This is a genomic window from Maribacter confluentis, assembly GCF_030505015.1.
Classification (GTDB): Bacteria; Bacteroidota; Bacteroidia; order Flavobacteriales; family Flavobacteriaceae; genus Maribacter; species Maribacter sedimenticola.
Genome location: NZ_JAUKUC010000001.1, coordinates 420,103 through 437,058, shown reverse-complemented (window position 1 = coordinate 437,058; position 16,956 = coordinate 420,103). Strand labels below are relative to the sequence as shown.

Annotated in this window: 14 protein-coding genes; 2 read left to right on the top strand and 12 right to left on the bottom strand. The window is 36.1% G+C overall.

The genetic code is table 11. From position 1 onward, the window contains the following. Nucleotides 1-22: 22 nt before the first annotated feature. The 7 genes from Q2T41_RS02060 to Q2T41_RS02030 all read right to left on the bottom strand — a co-directional run bounded on the left by Q2T41_RS02060 (nt 23) and on the right by Q2T41_RS02030 (nt 10,096). Nucleotides 23-1,063: an adenylate/guanylate cyclase domain-containing protein gene (locus Q2T41_RS02060; protein WP_304434720.1), complete on the bottom strand. Its 1,041-nt coding sequence runs from the start codon at nt 1,061-1,063 to the stop codon at nt 23-25. A 4-nt stretch (nt 1,064-1,067) separates the two neighbouring features. Beyond that, nucleotides 1,068-1,442 (bottom strand): response regulator, encoded by a 375-nt coding sequence (locus Q2T41_RS02055; protein ID WP_304434718.1) that lies wholly within the window; start codon nt 1,440-1,442, stop codon nt 1,068-1,070. A 17-nt stretch (nt 1,443-1,459) separates the two neighbouring features. Then, a complete protein-coding gene (locus tag Q2T41_RS02050) occupies nt 1,460-5,107 on the bottom strand; it encodes a sensor histidine kinase (protein ID WP_304434716.1) in 3,648 nt (1,215 codons plus the stop codon). Nucleotides 5,108-5,125: 18 nt separating this feature from the next. Further along, complete coding sequence (locus Q2T41_RS02045) at nt 5,126-7,288, bottom strand: ATP-binding protein (RefSeq protein ID WP_304434714.1); 2,163 nt, start codon at nt 7,286-7,288, stop codon at nt 5,126-5,128. After that, nucleotides 7,281-7,628: a hypothetical protein gene (locus Q2T41_RS02040; RefSeq protein ID WP_304434712.1), complete on the bottom strand. Its 348-nt coding sequence runs from the start codon at nt 7,626-7,628 to the stop codon at nt 7,281-7,283. The genes Q2T41_RS02045 and Q2T41_RS02040 overlap by 8 nt, the downstream gene beginning before the upstream one ends. Nucleotides 7,629-8,045: 417 nt before the next feature. Next, entirely contained in the window at nt 8,046-8,738 is a 693-nt protein-coding gene (locus Q2T41_RS02035) for a Type 1 glutamine amidotransferase-like domain-containing protein (protein WP_304434710.1), read from the bottom strand. A 53-nt stretch (nt 8,739-8,791) separates the two neighbouring features. Beyond that, the gene (locus Q2T41_RS02030; RefSeq protein ID WP_089260032.1) at nt 8,792-10,096 is read right to left on the bottom strand and encodes a DEAD/DEAH box helicase; all 1,305 of its coding nucleotides are present in this window, start codon (nt 10,094-10,096) and stop codon (nt 8,792-8,794) included. Nucleotides 10,097-10,633: 537 nt separating this feature from the next. Between Q2T41_RS02030 and Q2T41_RS02025 the strand changes: the two genes are divergently transcribed. Beyond that, a complete protein-coding gene (locus Q2T41_RS02025; RefSeq protein WP_304434708.1) occupies nt 10,634-10,870 on the top strand; it encodes a hypothetical protein in 237 nt (78 codons plus the stop codon). Between the two features lie 193 nt (nt 10,871-11,063). Here Q2T41_RS02025 and Q2T41_RS02020 read toward each other — a convergent pair whose 3' ends face one another. The 5 genes from Q2T41_RS02020 to Q2T41_RS02000 form a co-directional block, all read right to left on the bottom strand. Beyond that, the gene (locus tag Q2T41_RS02020) at nt 11,064-12,614 is read right to left on the bottom strand and encodes an NAD(P)/FAD-dependent oxidoreductase (RefSeq protein ID WP_304434706.1); all 1,551 of its coding nucleotides are present in this window, start codon (nt 12,612-12,614) and stop codon (nt 11,064-11,066) included. 226 nt (nt 12,615-12,840) lie between these two features. After that, nucleotides 12,841-13,314 (bottom strand): hypothetical protein, encoded by a 474-nt coding sequence (locus Q2T41_RS02015; protein WP_304434704.1) that lies wholly within the window; start codon nt 13,312-13,314, stop codon nt 12,841-12,843. A 107-nt stretch (nt 13,315-13,421) separates the two neighbouring features. Continuing rightward, the gene (locus tag Q2T41_RS02010) at nt 13,422-13,796 is read right to left on the bottom strand and encodes a hypothetical protein (RefSeq protein ID WP_304434702.1); all 375 of its coding nucleotides are present in this window, start codon (nt 13,794-13,796) and stop codon (nt 13,422-13,424) included. A 1-nt stretch (nt 13,797) separates the two neighbouring features. Beyond that, on the bottom strand, nt 13,798-15,270 hold the full coding sequence (locus Q2T41_RS02005) for a potassium/proton antiporter (RefSeq protein ID WP_304434700.1): 1,473 nt from the start codon (nt 15,268-15,270) through the stop codon (nt 13,798-13,800). 110 nt (nt 15,271-15,380) lie between these two features. Next, the gene (locus tag Q2T41_RS02000) at nt 15,381-16,172 is read right to left on the bottom strand and encodes a glycosyltransferase family 2 protein (RefSeq protein ID WP_304434698.1); all 792 of its coding nucleotides are present in this window, start codon (nt 16,170-16,172) and stop codon (nt 15,381-15,383) included. 304 nt (nt 16,173-16,476) lie between these two features. On the opposite strand from Q2T41_RS02000, the gene Q2T41_RS01995 reads away from it, so the two are divergent. Then, entirely contained in the window at nt 16,477-16,953 is a 477-nt protein-coding gene (locus Q2T41_RS01995; RefSeq protein WP_304434696.1) for an Hsp20/alpha crystallin family protein, read from the top strand. Nucleotides 16,954-16,956 lie beyond the last annotated feature (3 nt).

Genomic DNA, 16,956 nt, shown 5'->3' with positions numbered 1-16,956 from the left:
GCTTTAAGTTTAATTTCAATCACTATTCTATAACATTGTACACCGTAAGAGGTTGTGCTTTGTTCTTCATGTTAATACTACCTAGGTTCTCACATTTAAAAGCTTCTTTAACCTGCTCATAGCAACCTTCGCAAATAATTATTTGATTTTCCTTAGCAGCATCTTGCAACCTGGCGGCCGTATTTACGGTATCGCCAATTACGGTGTAATCTAGACGTTTAAGAGTGGCGGAACCAATATTGCCCGAAATCATTTCACCACTTTTAATACCTATGGAAACCTTTGGCTGGTATGTTTCTTTGCCTTCCTCTTTAGGTAAGTTGTTCACTTGATTTCTAATGGCCAATGCGGCATCAATGGCACGGTCTAAATGATATTCTCCTCTAAAAACGGCCATAACGGCATCACCTATAAATTTATCTATGATACCATCTTGCTCCATTATTTCTTTTACCATGGTATCGAAATAGGTATTGAGCATTGAAACAACAATGTCAGGACTAGTGGTCTCACTTATTTTTGTGAATCCGCATACGTCAACAAACATAATAGTACCTTCAATATTCTCGTTTGCCATTATTTTAGACTCATACTCTTGGCCACCCATAAAATTGAGTACGTTTTCGTCAACATACATTTTTAGAATATTGTTTTCTTTAATGGCCTGCAGCGTTTTTCTAATTTCCATGGCATGCTTTAAAGTCTTTTCCATGGTAATGGTCAAGTCTTCAAAGTTTATGGGTTTGGTGATAAAATCAAAGGCACCTCGGTTCATGGCTACACGAATATTTTCCATGTCACCATAGGCGGAAACAATAACCGATTTAATTAAAGGGCTAGATTCGTGCAATTCCGAGAGTAGGGTAAGACCGTCCATCTCAGGCATGTTAATATCGCTCAAAACAATATCTATACCGGGATTTTCCCCAAGTTTCTCTAGCGCATCTCTACCGTTTATAGCAAATACAAACTCGTATTCGTTTTGCCGTATTTGCTTCCTGAATTTTTGTTTGATGAGTATCTCTAAGTCCGTCTCATCATCTACTACCATTATCTTTGCCATAGTCTTAGGTTAAGGTTATCAGCTTGTCTTTAAGGAGTGAAAAATCTAAAGGTTTGGTTAGAAAGTCATCTGCACCTAGATTTTTTGCCATTGTTCTATTTTCATCATCTCCATAGGCGGTAATCATCATAACCATAGGAGGCGGTTTTACATAATTTTTTTTGATGGTATCTAATAATTCCAATCCGCTCATACCAGGCATATTAATGTCAGATAATATAAGTACTGCTTCATGTTCCATTGCTTTCATTAAGTTTAAGGCTTCTTCGCCAGAAAAGGCAAATACAAACTCTAATTCATCTTTTCGTATTTCTTTTCTAAAACGCTGTTGAAAAAGCACTTTAACATCTTGTTCGTCATCTACAACTAATATTTTCATAAGGTGGTTTTTTGTGGTTATTTTATTGGTAATGCTATGGTGAAGGTGGTGCCTTCTCCCTGTTTGGTATCAACAGTTAATTCACCGCCATGTACTTTTACAATATCATAGCTTAGTGATAGTCCTAATCCGGTTCCTTCCCCAGAAGGTTTGGTCGTGAAAAAAGGTTGAAATATTTTATCCAATACCTCTTTAGGCACTCCGTTGCCATTGTCCGATACTTTTATAAATACCATAGTATCTTTCTTTTCTGTAGTTACCGAAACGGTAGGTTCGTAACCATTTGGGTTTTCTTCTTTTTTCTTTTTTACCACATAAAAGGCATTGGTTATAAGGTTTAGAATAACTCTACCCATATCTTGAGCTACGATATTCAATTTGCCGATTGAGTCATCAAAATCAGTATTCAACGTGGCATTGAAGCTTTTGTCTTTTGCCCGTAAACCATGGTAGGCTAGGCGTAGGTATTCATCTGATAAAGTATTGATATCGGTCATTTCTTTTTGACCGGTACTGCTTCTGCTATGTTGCAGCATTCCTTTTACGATACCATCGGCACGTTTGCCATGAAAGATAATTTTATCCTCATTGGCAGATACATCTTTAGCCAAAGCCTTTACTTCATCATAATTACCATTCTCAATTTCTTCTTCCAGTTCTTCCAGAAGTTCTTTATTTACTTCAGAGAAATTATTGACGAAGTTTAGCGGATTTTGAATTTCATGGGCAATACCAGCGGTGAGTTCACCCAAACTTGCCATTTTCTCGGATTGTATAAGCTTTGATTGTGTGGATTTTAATTCGTCTATTTTAGTCTTAAGCTGAACTGTTCTATGACTAACTCGCTCCTCTAATATTCTATTTTCCTTAGTTAGTTTTCGAGCTCTAAATACAATATATGCCCTTAAAATACTAGCTGCAATTAAACCGAAGAGCAAGTATGCCCACCAAGTTTGCCACCATGGCGGCTTTATTTTAAATGAAAGTGCATCTGGTACGGACCAATCGCTATTAGCACTTTTAACAGCCACTTTAAAGGTGTAATCCCCTGGTTTTAAGTTATAATAATTTTTGGTCTTTGTGGCATTTGCAGCATAGCTCCAATCTTCATCTTCACCATCTAGAATAAATCGATAGTTTAGTTTATCCCTATTAAATATAGCATCACTACCATAGCTAAAACTAATACTGTTCTGGTCATAGGGGAGTGTAAGACCTTCGGGAATTTTATAAGGAGGTTTAACGGAATCCCAACTTATACTATTGGTACTGGCATAGGCTGAAGTTTGCACATTTGTAGAATCTTTTATAATAGTTAAATCGAACCACGGGTTTTCATCCATGACGAACATGTTGTTGATTTTCACTGTTCCATTAGTACTATTTTGTTGTGGTTCTGAGTTAAGAACAAGTAGTTTCCATTCATTGGAAGTACTCGTAACACCTGACCAAAACTGACCGTTTTTTAAAAATTTAGGGGAATCTTGTAAATAATCGTTCGATTTAAAACCAAGTCCTGCATTAAAATTGTAGAAACCTTTATCTGTTGTTTTTGCAGTGGCTTTTTCCATGGCAATTAAGCCATTACCGCTAGCAGCGTACATGATACCTCCTTTTTCTGTCAGATCATAAAAATCAGTAGGGTATAGTCCGTTTTCTTTCTTTATTGGGGTTAGCGTATTTTGTTCTAAGTTAAGTATGTTAACACCATTTTCGGTAGCTAACCATAGCTCTCTTTCATTTGAAATTTTGGCTGTGGATACATTGTTATTGCTAAGACCTTGTTCTTCTCTAAGGTAACTTACGGTGTTCGTTTTTAAATTTACTTTGGCTAATCCGTTCGTAGTAGGGGTCCAAAGAATTTCTTTGTCATAAACCATTATTGATCCGCTTCCCGCTATTAAAATATCAGGGTCACTTTTGGATACTATTTTTTTAAAGCTATTGGTTTTAATATTATAGACATACAGACCCGTTCTCGAATATATGGCAAAAGTATGCTCATTGATAATTGCAATACCTGCTCCGAAAAGATCAGAACCATTGGCGTATGAGGTGAGTTTATTTTTTTGCCGATCAAGAATAGAAAAGCCATCTCTAGTATTTAAAAAGTACATATTAGGTGTAATCTCTTTAATGAAATTAATTGTGTTAGGATTACAATGTAATTGTTCAAAACTAAGAGCTCTTATAGAATTATTATTCAAGTTAATAATATTGATTCCCGCAGCCGTACCTAACCATATGTCACCATTTGAGTCTTCTTCTATTTCCCATATTTCATTATTTAATAAACCTCTTGTGTCATCAAAATATTCTGTTTGTAAAGTGTAATCTGTGGTAATTAGCACTCCATTATCCGTACTGGCAATCCATAAAGAGCCATCATTTCTTTTTAAGGGTCTAGGAATCTTTAGAGAGCCTTGTAGTGTGCTATTTAAAGCTATTGTTTTATGTTTTTCCAGATTATTACTTAATATAAACGCCTCTTTGGCTCCCAATATCCAGAAGTTACTTTCGTTATCTTCTTCCAATTCGGTACCTATTATGCTGTAGCCATTTTCAGCATCTAATACTTTTACTGTATTTTCTTTTAAGGAGAGTCGTAAAACCCTAGGATTAGTAATATTACTAGTTGCAGAAGAATATGGATAGTTAAGCCAAATGTTACCCGTTTGATCTTCTGTAACATCCCAAACTATTGAGTTTATTTCAATATTTGCAATCTTTGAAAGTGTTTTAAGTTTCTTTCTGTCTCTATCTAAAACCCTCAAATGATTTGTAAAACCTAACCAAAGGTTATTATTGCTATCTTCAAAAAGTCTCCAGGGTTTATTACTATTTACGTTGCTTACTTTTTGAAAACTTTTTAATTCCGAATCCATAGTATAGAAGCCTTCGTTTAGCGATGCTATATACATAGTACCGGTATAGTCGCAGAGAACATCGAACGGGGTAAAATTTTCAGTTCTAGTAATGGTGTATTCTATATTATTATCAAAATCTAATACGTTGATAATACGATCTGCAGGTCTAACCAACCAAAGTTTGCCTTGTTTGTCAAATTCCATTTTGTAAACTGTATTGTAGTCATAGATAAATGCATTTTCACCGTCATAAAGTGTTAATGATGTGAAGGAGGATGAACCTACCCAAATACTACCATCCTCAGTTTCTAAAAAGGAGGTAATATCATTAGAGGGCAATCCTTCATTTGTAGAAAGCTGTAGAAGATTTACGTTCGTACCGGCAATATTACCAGGGGGTTTCATTTTGGTAATGATTGGTTTTTTTATGGTAGATTTTGTGATAGTAAAGGATATAGAATCAAACGTTATATTTTCTGTCGGAAAACTGTTCCAGTCCAAATCGTATTCCTTCATTGCGGATTTTAGCGGTTTAAACGTGTTTAGTTCAAATGGTTTGCTGGGCAAGGCATCTACGTTTAAATCATAAGTAACGGGAGTTGTCAGGGTGTTGTTGGTTATGGTTTCCCATTCAAAAGGTTCTGGTTCCGTAAATTGTAAAGGAATGGTTTCTGGAACCTTAAAATCACCTACTGTAGTTTCCGTTTCGGACTTGCTTTGTTTGTGGCAAGAAACCAAAAACAAGCAGCAGAAAAAGCCAATTATAAGTACAAGTTTACTTTGTTGTGTATTTTTCATACTGGTTTGGTTGTTGGTCTAGTTTGGTAATTCTATAATAAATGTGGTTCCTTTATTTTTTGTTGTTTCCACTTTTAACTTTCCATCATGTCCTTTTGTTACAATATCATAACTCATGCTTAAGCCCAAGCCGGTACCTTGTCCTGTAGGTTTGGTGGTGAAAAACGGTTGGAATATTTTCTCTTTGACTTTTTCTGGAATACCATCACCATTATCAGAAACACTAATGGTGATATGTTCATCAGACTTTTTGGTACTGACAGTTACTATGGGCTTAAAACTAACATCCTTTTGTTTTTTCTCGTTTACCGCATAAAAAGCATTGGTGATCAAATTGAGAATTACCCGCCCCATGTCTTGTGGTACAATATTTACTTTTCCAATGCTTTCATCAAAATTTGTAATGAGTTCTGCATTAAATGATTTATCCTTTGCCCGCAGACCATGATAGGCCAAGCGCAAATACTCATCTGCAAGGGCATTGATGTCCGTAGGTTCTTTTGTGCCGCTATTGCTTCTAGAATGTTGTAACATACCTTTTACAATATTGTCCGCACGTTTGCCGTGATGGTTTATTTTTTCAAGGTTTTGTTTGATATCCAACGAAATAGCTTTCACCTCTTCAAGATCTCCTTTATCCAATTCCTCGTTCATTTCATCAACAAGTTCATTGCTTACCTCTGAGAAATTATTGACGAAGTTTAAAGGGTTTTGAATTTCATGGGCAATACCAGCAGTTAACTCTCCAAGGCTCGCCATTTTTTCAGATTGGATGAGTTGAGATTGGGTGGCTTTTAATTCTTCTAAAGATTGATTTAATGCTGATGTTCTTTCTTTTACTTTTAATTCTAACTTTTCATTTTGTGAAGTAATAAGTGCACTCTTTTCAGCTTCAACCTTTACAAGTTCCATTGCATTTTGCCTCATATCCTCATTTTTCTCTCTCATGCGATAAGCGACAAATGCCAACATGCCTAAAAAGAGAATGGCTTTACCGATCGTATCACTATGAACCATTATTAACCTTAGACTAAAATCATCTTTTGTAGAGGATTGTCTTACTAAAAGTCCAACAAGAGTAAGGACATAAGATGATGTTAAACAATAAAGAAGTATTCTAGCAGATAAAACTTTATTCTTAGACTTTATGGATAGGTAGATTAAGAAAAGGCCAATACTGATTTTAAATATAAAATATAGGAAATTCCCTATATCGTTATTTAAAAAGAAGAAAAATAATGGTATGATCAAACTTGCCAAAATAAGCCATTTAGGAACTTTTCCATAATATATTTTATAGGCGAACAAAACGCAGAATAAGTAAAAACATAATTGTAAATAGAATCCGCAATATGTAAGTATTATCATGTAATGAGAAGGAATTGTAAAGTACAAACTATCACCACCATAGAAAGCTGTGCTAAAATTCTCTAATACCATTATAGTAGAAAAAAGAGCGATAAAAAGTAGTTCACTTTCCTCTTTAATAAGGAAATAAAGAAGCCAGAAAAGAATGAAGAAAATCAAAGAACTCAATAAGTCAAATAATTGTTTATATCCTATAAAACTCATGTAGTCAAAATAGTCATTGGTAACAAATCTGGTAGAGCCCAAATAAAGCAATTTAGCAATGCCCCAATAGGTACTATAGTCAACATAATGTATGGCTAATGTATATGTAGTGTCAGGTTCTAAAAAAATAGGAGATCGTATCTCAAAATCTTGAATATGCTCTTTAAACGAGGCTCTGTCATTCCCTTTTTCTCCAAATTGACGGAACAACTTTCCATTTATATAAATATCCTCTGCTGCATGGTCTTCTTTGTCCAAATAGAGTGGAAGCTTTGCTAAAGCACTATCAATGGTAAATTGCAACCTGAACCAGCCTTCAAATTTGCCAGAACTATCTGCCATATCATTGGTTATCTGAGAAGGGTTTAATCGTTCCCAACCCCCTAAATCAATGTCTATGGATGATGCATCTTGGCTATTTCCTGATTTAAAAATCCAACCTGCTTTATTTGTCAACCTTAAACCAAAAATTGAATCTAAATCTGCTTTCGTAAAATGCACGATTGTATCTAGTGCCAATCCATTTTTATCTACCGGGTTTTCTTGCCCACTTGCCGTAAATAGCATACAGAAAAATAGCGTGATGAATAGGAGGGATTGTTTAATCATGTATTCTTAAGTTAATTATGAAAGTGGTGCCTTCACCTTCTTTTGTGGTTTCGTGGAATTCTTTACCGTGTGGTTTGGATACCATATCATAGCTCATGCTCACGCCAAAGTTAAATCTATGAATTATAGACTCTGAGGTTGAACCTTGTTCAATAATGCCAGTAAATAAATTGGTAGTAGTAGAACAAATTAAAAATGTTCCATATAAGGAAGTACCGTTAAAACAAGTGTCATAATTAAAATTAGAAACATAGGTTTTTGCGGAGACATTTAAATAACTGTGTAACCACTTATTAAAAACATCTAATGCCGTAACTTCAATATGCTTGGTCGGTTTCATTACTTGGTCGATACTATATAACTACGGCTATTTAGAAAAATGAAGTATATAATACTATCAATGGAGTTTAAGGCCATTTCTAAATATTTAAAAACAAAACCGTATTCTAATTGATCAATTTAATGACCAATCATAATTTGATTTTCAAAATAAAATTTGGGGAGACTTTGTAGTTGTTTAAATTAAGGAAATTAGCTTTAACTTGTATTAAATCCTGAATAGAATTTACTTAAAGGCTTAACATCCTGATTTTTAATTGAATATTGCCGAATGAATAGGGTTATAGCTGATTTGTTTTAAATTCCGCTATAATTTTTTGAGTGAGTAAAACCATTTGAAATTACTTTTTGGGCAGTAAACAATCTTTAAAACCTTGAAATTTTTATATCTACCTATAAATTCGATATCAAAGTTAGATTAACTGATTATGGAATTTGGTAAGCAATTTTCCACGATTTCACCATTTTTACTGTAAACATGGTAAGAGTGGTTATCTGCATCTAATGAAACGGACGTATGTACTTCTTCGTTAATAAAATGAATAGCAGATCGGTCATCACACGCGTAGCCTTCTGAAAGTTTTCCGGATAGAATGTTTTCATGATAGAGTGGACGTCTATATTTTTCTGAGTTGTAATGTGGACAGTGGCTTTTATCAATGAATGACATCCCTTTTACAATACTCAATTCCTTAGGTCTGGAATCCGTAGTTCCACCATTGAACCAGCAAAGGGAACCAGCACTTCCGCCACCCATTACTACGCCGTTGTCATATGCATTTTTAAGTGCGGTATCTATACCTTGGGCTTTCCAAATGGCAAGCATATTTAGGGTGTTGCCGCCGCCCACAACAATGGCATCCATATTAGAGATAATTTCCTCGAAACTTTCTTTTTGGTCATAGGAATTGATCCAAACGCTCATGACATGTGGTACTACATTAATCTGGGAACAGACTTCATGAAAAGAATTTATATAATCCCGGTCTTCACCACTAGCTGTAGGTATAAAGCAGAGGTTGGGTCTATCCTTACCGGTTGCCTCTGCCATGTATCTTAAAAAGGGCACTGTATGTCGCCCGCTACCATAAACCAATACCTGTTTCTTCATGCCTTGCCAAAATAAAGGTTAAAGATACAGGATACATCGTATTTTATAAAATGCTATTCAGAACTGCTATTAAAATTTCTAGGTTTTGGTTTATTGGTATTTCTGTTGTTCTTACCTCTAAAATTTGAATTCCCGGATTTTTTTTTATGGTTGTTCTGACCCCTGGAACGGTTGTTGGATCTTGGCTGTCTTTGTGGCCTATCCTCCTTTTCCTCTGGAGAATCATCCATAAAAGGATGCGGACCTAAACGGGGAACTTCTTGTTTGATTAATTTTTCAATATCCCTTAAATAAGGTCTTTCATCTTTATCACAAAAAGAAAGGGCAGTACCGCTTGCATTGGCACGACCTGTTCTACCAATACGGTGTACGTAGGTTTCAGAAACATTGGGTAGGTCATAGTTAATGACCAAGGACAACTCCTCAACATCTATACCCCTTGCCGCAATATCAGTAGCTACCAATACTTTTAGCTTGCCATCCTTGAAGTCGCCCAAAGCTTTTTGCCTTGCTGTTTGGGACTTGTTGCCATGAATTGCGGCAGAACGAATATCTGCTTGGGCCAATTTTTTGACAATTTTGTTCGCGCCATGTTTTGTGCGCGAAAATACAAGTACCGAATCTTGTGGTTGTTGTTCCAATAAATGCACCAATAGTTTAGGTTTGTTGGCTTTTTGCACAAAATATACGCCCTGCTCAACTTTTTCTGCGGTAGCCTGTTCAGGTTTAATCGTCACCCGTTCAAAATCGCCCAACATTTTACGGGATAGCTCCACAATATCTTTTGGCATAGTGGCCGAAAAAAATAGGGATTGCCTTTTTGGAGGCAGTTTGGCTATAATTTTTTTAATATCGTGAATAAAGCCCATATCTAACATCTGGTCGGCTTCGTCCAGAACAACATGCTCCAAATCCCTAAAGGAGATTAAACCTTGGTTCATTAGATCTAACAAACGCCCAGGTGTGGCAATCAATATATCAACTCCGCCCCTTAAGGCGTTAACTTGTTTACCTTGTTTTACTCCACCGAAAATAACGGTATTCCTTAGTCCGGTGTGTTTGCCATAAGCGGTAAAACTTTCACCTATTTGAATGGCAAGTTCACGTGTGGGGGTCACTACCAAAGCTTTTACCTTTCTTTTGGATTGGCTAAGACTAATTCCTTCATAAAGATGATGAAGAATTGGAATGCCAAAAGCAGCGGTTTTTCCTGTACCGGTCTGTGCAACCCCTAAAAGGTCCTTGCCCTTTAGCAATATAGGTATAGATTGTTCTTGAATTGGTGTTGGGTGGGTATATCCTTCAGCTTCCAAGGCTTTAAGGATGGGTTCGGCTAAGCCGAGTTCTTTAAATGTCATAATTTTTAATAAGCCGCAAAGGTACACTTAAATGTGGAAGGAAATGTAAAGTGAGGTTAGAGTACAAAGTATAAAGTATTAAGTACAAAGTACAAAGTATAAAGTATTAAGTATTAAGTATTAAGTATAAAGTAGTTGGAAGTAAGAATATAGAAAATAGAACAAAGAGAATAGACTTTTTTGATTAGTTCCTAATCAAGTGTATTTAGCTTCGCAAAATTTATTTTTTCCCACAACCCACAACCCACAACCCACAACCCACAACCCACAACCCACAACCCACAACCAACAATCAACAATCAAAATCTTTATTCTATCTTCTTTTTATGTACTTGAGTTTGTATTTGAATTTCACCTTTACATCGATTAACGACACTAAATATCGGTAAGCTGAAAGCAGGGCTGATGTCGTTTATCGACAAGATTTTGCACTTAGTCCGAATCTATGTCAAGTAACGAGAATTTGGTGTTTTTCAGCGATTCACCACCTAGTAAAACAAGGTCTTGGGCGTTCTATTAGTGTAACAAACGCAAGTCATGAAAACAATAGTAACAATCATCTTCATCATCTTTTTAAGCTTCACTGCCCAAGCTCAAAATTCTACAAAGGAAGTTAAGGTAGCTACTATAGAAATGAGCATTGTAGAAGACATTACAATCACAGAAACTGCTAACAATAAAATGGAGGTTGCGCGTTTGTACAAGTATAAAAATTCAAAAATTAAAAAAGCGTTGAATTTCATCACTAAGGCCAACAAACCAAAAATGGCATAATTTCAGTATTCAGTATTCAGTATTCAGTTTTCAGTTGCCAGTTACAGTTTACAGTATTAAGTACAAAGTGGAAAGGAGAAAATAGAGTAGAGAGGAAAGACTTTTGGTAATGAAAAATTTGCTTTGTAAATTTTCATTTTTCCAACAACCAACAACTTATTTTGAACTTAATTTTTGGGTTTGTACTTGGATTTTAAAGTCCCGCCATGGCAGCTTCGGCACATCTTTCGCCATCCATAGCTGCTGAAACAATACCACCTGCATATCCACCGCCTTCTCCACAAGGAAATAAACCTTTAATGTCCGGATGTTCCAATTGCTCGTTCCTTGGGATGGTTACCGGAGAAGAAGTTCGTGATTCCACCCCAACGATATTAGCTTCACGCGTGTAATAGCCATGCATTTTTTCTCCAAAGGCTTTAAAGCCTTGTCGTAATCTACTACCTATTAATTTGGGCAATAGTGAATGTAATGGTGCAGATTTCAATCCGGGTTGGTAGGAGGTAGGATTCAAATCTTCGGACAAATTTCCGTTTACGAAATCAGTTAAACGTTGTGCCGGTGCGGTCTGCGTTCTTCCGCCAGAAGTGAATGCCAACCGTTCTAAATCCTTTTGATATTCCAAACCTTTTAATGCGCCAAATTTTTCATATTTGGGAATATCCGTGTCAACGTTAATTTCTACTACAATACCTGAATTGGCATAAAGGTTATTTCTTTTTGATGGTGACATGCCATTGACCACAACTTCGCCTGGTGATGTAGCGGCGGGAACAATAAAGCCACCCGGACACATACAAAAGGAGTAAACGCCTCTGTCCTTAACCTGCTCTACCAGACTATATGACGCTGCGGGCAACAATTCATGTCGCTCACCGGAACAATGGTATTGAATGCTGTCAATAATATGTTGCGGGTGCTCTACACGCACACCCATGGCAAAAGATTTTGCTTTTAGGGCAATGTCTTTTTTATGTAGTAATGTAAAAATGTCTCGAGCGGAATGTCCGGTAGCAAGAATTACCCGTTTAACGGGCATCTCATCTTTTTCGTTAAGAATAATGGCTTTTAAAGTGTTGTTTTTAATGATTAAATCCGTCACCTTGGTATTAAAGTGAATTTCGCCACCATGATCAATAATCACCTCTCTAATATGCTGTACAATTTTGGGCAATTTGTTCGTGCCGATGTGAGGATGGGCATCTACAAGAATTTGGTCTGTAGCGCCATGGTATACAAGGCTTTCAAAGATGCGACGAACATCTCCCCGTTTTAAACTACGGGTATACAATTTACCGTCAGAATAAGTTCCTGCGCCTCCTTCACCAAAACAATAATTGCTTTCCGGATTTACCTGATGGTCTTGGTTAATGGCTTTTAAATCTCGCCTACGATCTTTAACATTATTTCCCCGTTCCAGTACAATGGGTTTGTACCCCATTTCCAAGCAGCGCAGTGCGGCCCACATTCCTGCAGGACCAAAGCCTATAATATGTATTGGTTTGGCTTTGGAAACATCTTTATAGTCAAAATTTATGGCATCTTTAGGAGCCGGTTCGTTGATATATACGGCCAATTTATAGTTGAAAACAATTTTTGGTTTACGGGCATCTATAGATTTTCTAAGCACCTTGATCTTAAAGGAACCTTCTTCTAGACCTAAATAGTTGGCGGTACGCAATTCTAGACCGTTAGGTGTAGCTTCTTCTTTTAATGATAACCGCAATTGTACATTTCTGACCATGCCGCAAAATTAAATGAAATAAAGCGATCCTATTTCAATAACTTATAAATCCTTTTCAGGAAATTACTGCGTATCCCCAATATAAAATTAGGTTACAGATTCATAATGTGTATTAAGCAAATGGCTATAAAAATAATAAAGAGAACAGCAGGTACTTGAACTTTTAAAAGCTAAATGATATGACCATGCACCTGCTGTTTTTTGTTTAATGATAAATTACTTGGTTTTAGGCCAACAAGGTCTTGATTCTATTGTTCCATTTTTGAATAGATTGAAATTCATCACTTAATTGAAAATGCGTTTCAGCATTGTAAAATTCCAGCACCTTGTTGCTCTCATTTACATCTTTTGGAAAAAATATTAGGTTTAACCGTTCCGTTATTTTTTCTTTCTTATGATTATTGCGGCCAATATTTGCAATTTCACATGTTAGGATATTGCTTAATTCAATGTATTGTTCTTGAATTATTTCGTTTGTGATTGAAGTAAAAAACACAAATTTGTTCTTTTGATCAATACCTATGGCATAATGGCCAAATAGCTCATATTCTTCTACAATTGCATTATGCTTCTTTGCAACATTTTGTAAGGTTGTAAATACTTTTCTTTCCTTTATTTTTCTATTTCTATTGGTTAGAATAAAAGGTATTGCACAGAGTGCAACAGATGTAAGGCCAATTACGGCAACTCCTATTTCCATTTTGGTAATTATTAAAATTGATAAGATTGCTATGTATATAAAGCAATTGATTTGCTTTATATTAAGGATATAGCCAACATAATGGAATATGTGGCAGGGGAACGGACTTACCAGAAATTATGAAAAGGAAATATGAGGTTAGACTTTCGGTGTCTGACCAGTAGGGTAGTAAAGTAATTGTTGTACTGCTTAAAACTAGAATAAAAGAAAAGTTCTTGGTTACTGTTTAGCAGGCTAAAACTCGATAGCGATAGCTTAAAATCTAGGGTAATACTTTCGGTGCTATCGGAAAATGTTATCTGGGGCTGTTGTGCATGCGGGGACAGGGCCCTTGAGGAGGCCTTTAAAATTTGATTTTGACCTTCATCCTGGACTACATGGATTTCGTTTACGGTGGAAGCATTGTCCGTTGCGTTAAACATCCCAAAACTATACGTTAAGAGAAGTGTAAAAACCTTAAGTAATTGACCCACTTTTTTCATGTTACGCGACAACATTTTGGTCGAGAATTTGATTCACTTCTTTCAAGCTATCTTCATTATCCAACAACAATACCAAGATATCGTTTGCCTTAATAACGGTAGCGCCTCCGGGACGTACAAATTTATTGTCCCTTTTGATCATTACAATAAATGCGGACCTTGGGAAATGCAGGTCAATAATTCGTTTATCGACCGCAAAACTATTTTCAGGAATAGTTACCTCTTCCATCTCTGACTTGGGGAGGTTTAAAATATACCGATCATTCTCTGTAATTGGCTTAACTTCATCTGGCAAGGCCACATGCAACCATTTTGCGAATAAAGAAAGTGTGGTTCCTTGTATAAGAACAGAGGTTACGGAAATAAAGAATACGATGTTAAAGATCATATTTGCTTTATCTATACCGGCCAATAATGGGTAAGTGGCGAACACAATGGGTACGGCACCGCGTAGACCTACCCAAGAAATATAAAACCGTCTACGCATTCTCATCTTAAAAAACATTAAGCTTAGAAATACACTTACGGGGCGCGCCACAACGATCAAGAATACGGAAATAAGGATTCCAAGTCCCATATACGGGATGATTTCTGAGGGAAATACCAAAAGTCCTAATGTAAGGAACAATACAATTTGCATTAGCCATGCCAAACCATCGAACATTTTTATAATGGTAGATTTATGGATCAAATCCTGATTGCCCAGATACACTGCACAAATATAGATGGCAAGGAAACCATTACCACCAACGGCGTCCGTGGCAGAAAAAGTAATGAACATTAGCGCTATGACCAATACGGGATACAGACCTTCAAACCCAAGTTTAATCTTGTTGATGATAATCTCGCTCAATTTCCCAAATGCAAATCCGCCAATTCCGCCCAAAACCATTTGCTGTAGGAACAAGGGGATAATAGAGAATACACTTAAATCTTGATTGATGACCAAGGTCAAGAAAGCAAGCGTGAGTACATAGGCCATTGGGTCATTACTTCCGCTTTCCAATTCCAAGGTGGGCCGTAAGTTGTTTTTAAGGGCTAAATTTTTTGACCTCAATATAGAGAATACCGCCGCCGCATCTGTTGATGAGACTATAGAGCCCAGCAACATACTTTCATAGATGGTGAAATCCGTAATATAGTACACAAAGGTACCTAGGGTAACCGCGGTAAGCAATACCCCCAGGGTAGAAAGTACCAAGCCTTCCTTTAAAATAGGTTTAACCCCTTTCCAGTGGGTATCCAGGCCACCACTAAATAAGATAAAATTAAGCGATACAATACCTATGAACTGTGCAAGTTGTGGATCATTGAACCTAATGCCGCCAATACCGTCCGATCCTGCCAACATACCTATGGCCAAGAACAGAATAAGGGTAGGCACACCAAACTTATACGAGGTTTTCCCGACTATAATGCTAATAAATAGCAATAAGGAGCCCACCAGTAATATGTTTTCTATGGTTAAGTTCATGCGTTCAAGGTACCAATTTTACACCTGCAAATTTACTGTATTGATTGTATTGAGCTATGTATAGTACGGTTTTGTTTATATAATTTTTGATATCGAATTATGGAGTGGTACTAATTGAGCTTTTTACAATTTTCCACGAGTTGAAGTACGTTATAATACGCTGCATATTGTGCTTTGATCTTGGCAATACTGCGTCGGCTGGGGCTATAGTTACCATTGGTAATAGTTACTTTCTGCACCGGAAAATTTAATTGATGGGCCAGTAGACATAATAAAAAATCCAATCCCCATTTCATATCATAGGAGATTACAATGGGCAGTTGCAAAAGTTGTTCAATGACATTTTTTGTGAATAGTACCGTTCCTGAAGAAACAGGGTTGTAATTTTTAATTTTTAAACCTTCCATTAGATAGACCCTCATTTTTTCTTGCTCCGAAATTTCCAGTGGTGATAGTTGGTTTTGATCTGCAACAAAGCGTTCACCTATAAGAATTTGTATTTTGCTGGATCTGTTTTGCTCAATGAGTTCCAAGAACATTGAAATGGCCATTTTATGGGGTACATCGGTATCCATATCACATTTTAGAATATAATGTGGTCCTAGGGACAGCGCGGTTTGCAATAATCTTTTGGTTGAGGTTACGATTCCCTTATTGCTTTCATTTCTCAAAATTGTGATATCTACCGGATTGTTTTTGGCAATTTGGTTTAAAATAACCAGGGAACTATCCGTACTGCAATCGTCCAAGACCAAGATTTGAAAAGAAAAGGTAGGGTATTCAAGAAGATGTGAAGTAATTTGTCTTAACGTATGTTCTATATGAAACTCCTCATTATAGCATGGGATGACAAGGGTTATAGAAATTGGTTCAGATAATTGTATTGGTTGATCGTGGTTCATAAATTAAGAAAGATGGCAAATTTGACCCATAGCAATAAAAACATTAAATTAAGGTAAAACAGATAAAGTATAGGTACAATAAAGAGAAAGCTATAATAGGTGCAATGCTGTCATTTAAAAATGTCAATTTGACATTTTTAAAAAAAGAAAATTTGACATCACTTCTGATAATTTGACAGAATTTATAATTGGATCATGGTCAACTTATGGTATTATTCTAATTTGGTATTTAATTTGCTTGTATGATAATGAAGTCTTTACGATTTCAGATTTGAAATAATGTTTAATTTAAAATTTTGTAGTTATGAGCAATTTAGTAACTGTTCCTAAAAACGGAAGTTTAACAAACACTACTTCAAATGTAAACTTCCCATTATGGTCTAATTGGATCGATGATTTGTTTAACCGGGATTTACCATCGGTATTCACCTCTAATTTTAATACCGGAATATCCTTACCTAAAGTAAACATCAAGGAAACTGCCGATGCCTTTATGGTGGAGATGGCAGTGCCGGGCCTTAAAAAATCTGATTTTCATATTGACCTAGATAATCAAGTTTTATCCATATATACGGAAACCAAGGAAGATAAGGAAGAAAAAAATTCCAATTATACACGAAGGGAGTTTGGCTATGCTTCTTTTAAAAGATCATTTACCTTACCTGAAACCGTAGATGATGATAAGATCAATGCCAATTACACGGATGGTATCTTAAGTATTCTCTTGCCCAAAAAAGAAGAGGCCAAACAAAAGCCGGCAAGGAATATTAAAATTTCTTAATTA

Excerpts from the sequence above, each read along its gene's own strand:
- Q2T41_RS02035 (WP_304434710.1), bottom strand. The coding sequence starts at position 8,738 with ATGAAGAAACAGGTATTGGTTTATGGTAGCGGGCGACATACAGTGCCC.
- Q2T41_RS02005 (WP_304434700.1), bottom strand. The coding sequence starts at position 15,270 with ATGAACTTAACCATAGAAAACATATTACTGGTGGGCTCCTTATTGCTA.
- Q2T41_RS02060 (WP_304434720.1), bottom strand. The coding sequence starts at position 1,063 with ATGGCAAAGATAATGGTAGTAGATGATGAGACGGACTTAGAGATACTC.
- Q2T41_RS01995 (WP_304434696.1), top strand. The coding sequence starts at position 16,477 with ATGAGCAATTTAGTAACTGTTCCTAAAAACGGAAGTTTAACAAACACT.
- Q2T41_RS02040 (WP_304434712.1), bottom strand. The coding sequence starts at position 7,628 with ATGAAACCGACCAAGCATATTGAAGTTACGGCATTAGATGTTTTTAAT.
- Q2T41_RS02055 (WP_304434718.1), bottom strand. The coding sequence starts at position 1,442 with ATGAAAATATTAGTTGTAGATGACGAACAAGATGTTAAAGTGCTTTTT.
- Q2T41_RS02020 (WP_304434706.1), bottom strand. The coding sequence starts at position 12,614 with ATGGTCAGAAATGTACAATTGCGGTTATCATTAAAAGAAGAAGCTACA.
- Q2T41_RS02050 (WP_304434716.1), bottom strand. The coding sequence starts at position 5,107 with ATGAAAAATACACAACAAAGTAAACTTGTACTTATAATTGGCTTTTTC.
- Q2T41_RS02015 (WP_304434704.1), bottom strand. The coding sequence starts at position 13,314 with ATGGAAATAGGAGTTGCCGTAATTGGCCTTACATCTGTTGCACTCTGT.
- Q2T41_RS02030 (WP_089260032.1), bottom strand. The coding sequence starts at position 10,096 with ATGACATTTAAAGAACTCGGCTTAGCCGAACCCATCCTTAAAGCCTTG.
- Q2T41_RS02000 (WP_304434698.1), bottom strand. The coding sequence starts at position 16,172 with ATGAACCACGATCAACCAATACAATTATCTGAACCAATTTCTATAACC.
- Q2T41_RS02010 (WP_304434702.1), bottom strand. The coding sequence starts at position 13,796 with ATGAAAAAAGTGGGTCAATTACTTAAGGTTTTTACACTTCTCTTAACG.
- Q2T41_RS02045 (WP_304434714.1), bottom strand. The coding sequence starts at position 7,288 with ATGATTAAACAATCCCTCCTATTCATCACGCTATTTTTCTGTATGCTA.
- Q2T41_RS02025 (WP_304434708.1), top strand. The coding sequence starts at position 10,634 with ATGAAAACAATAGTAACAATCATCTTCATCATCTTTTTAAGCTTCACT.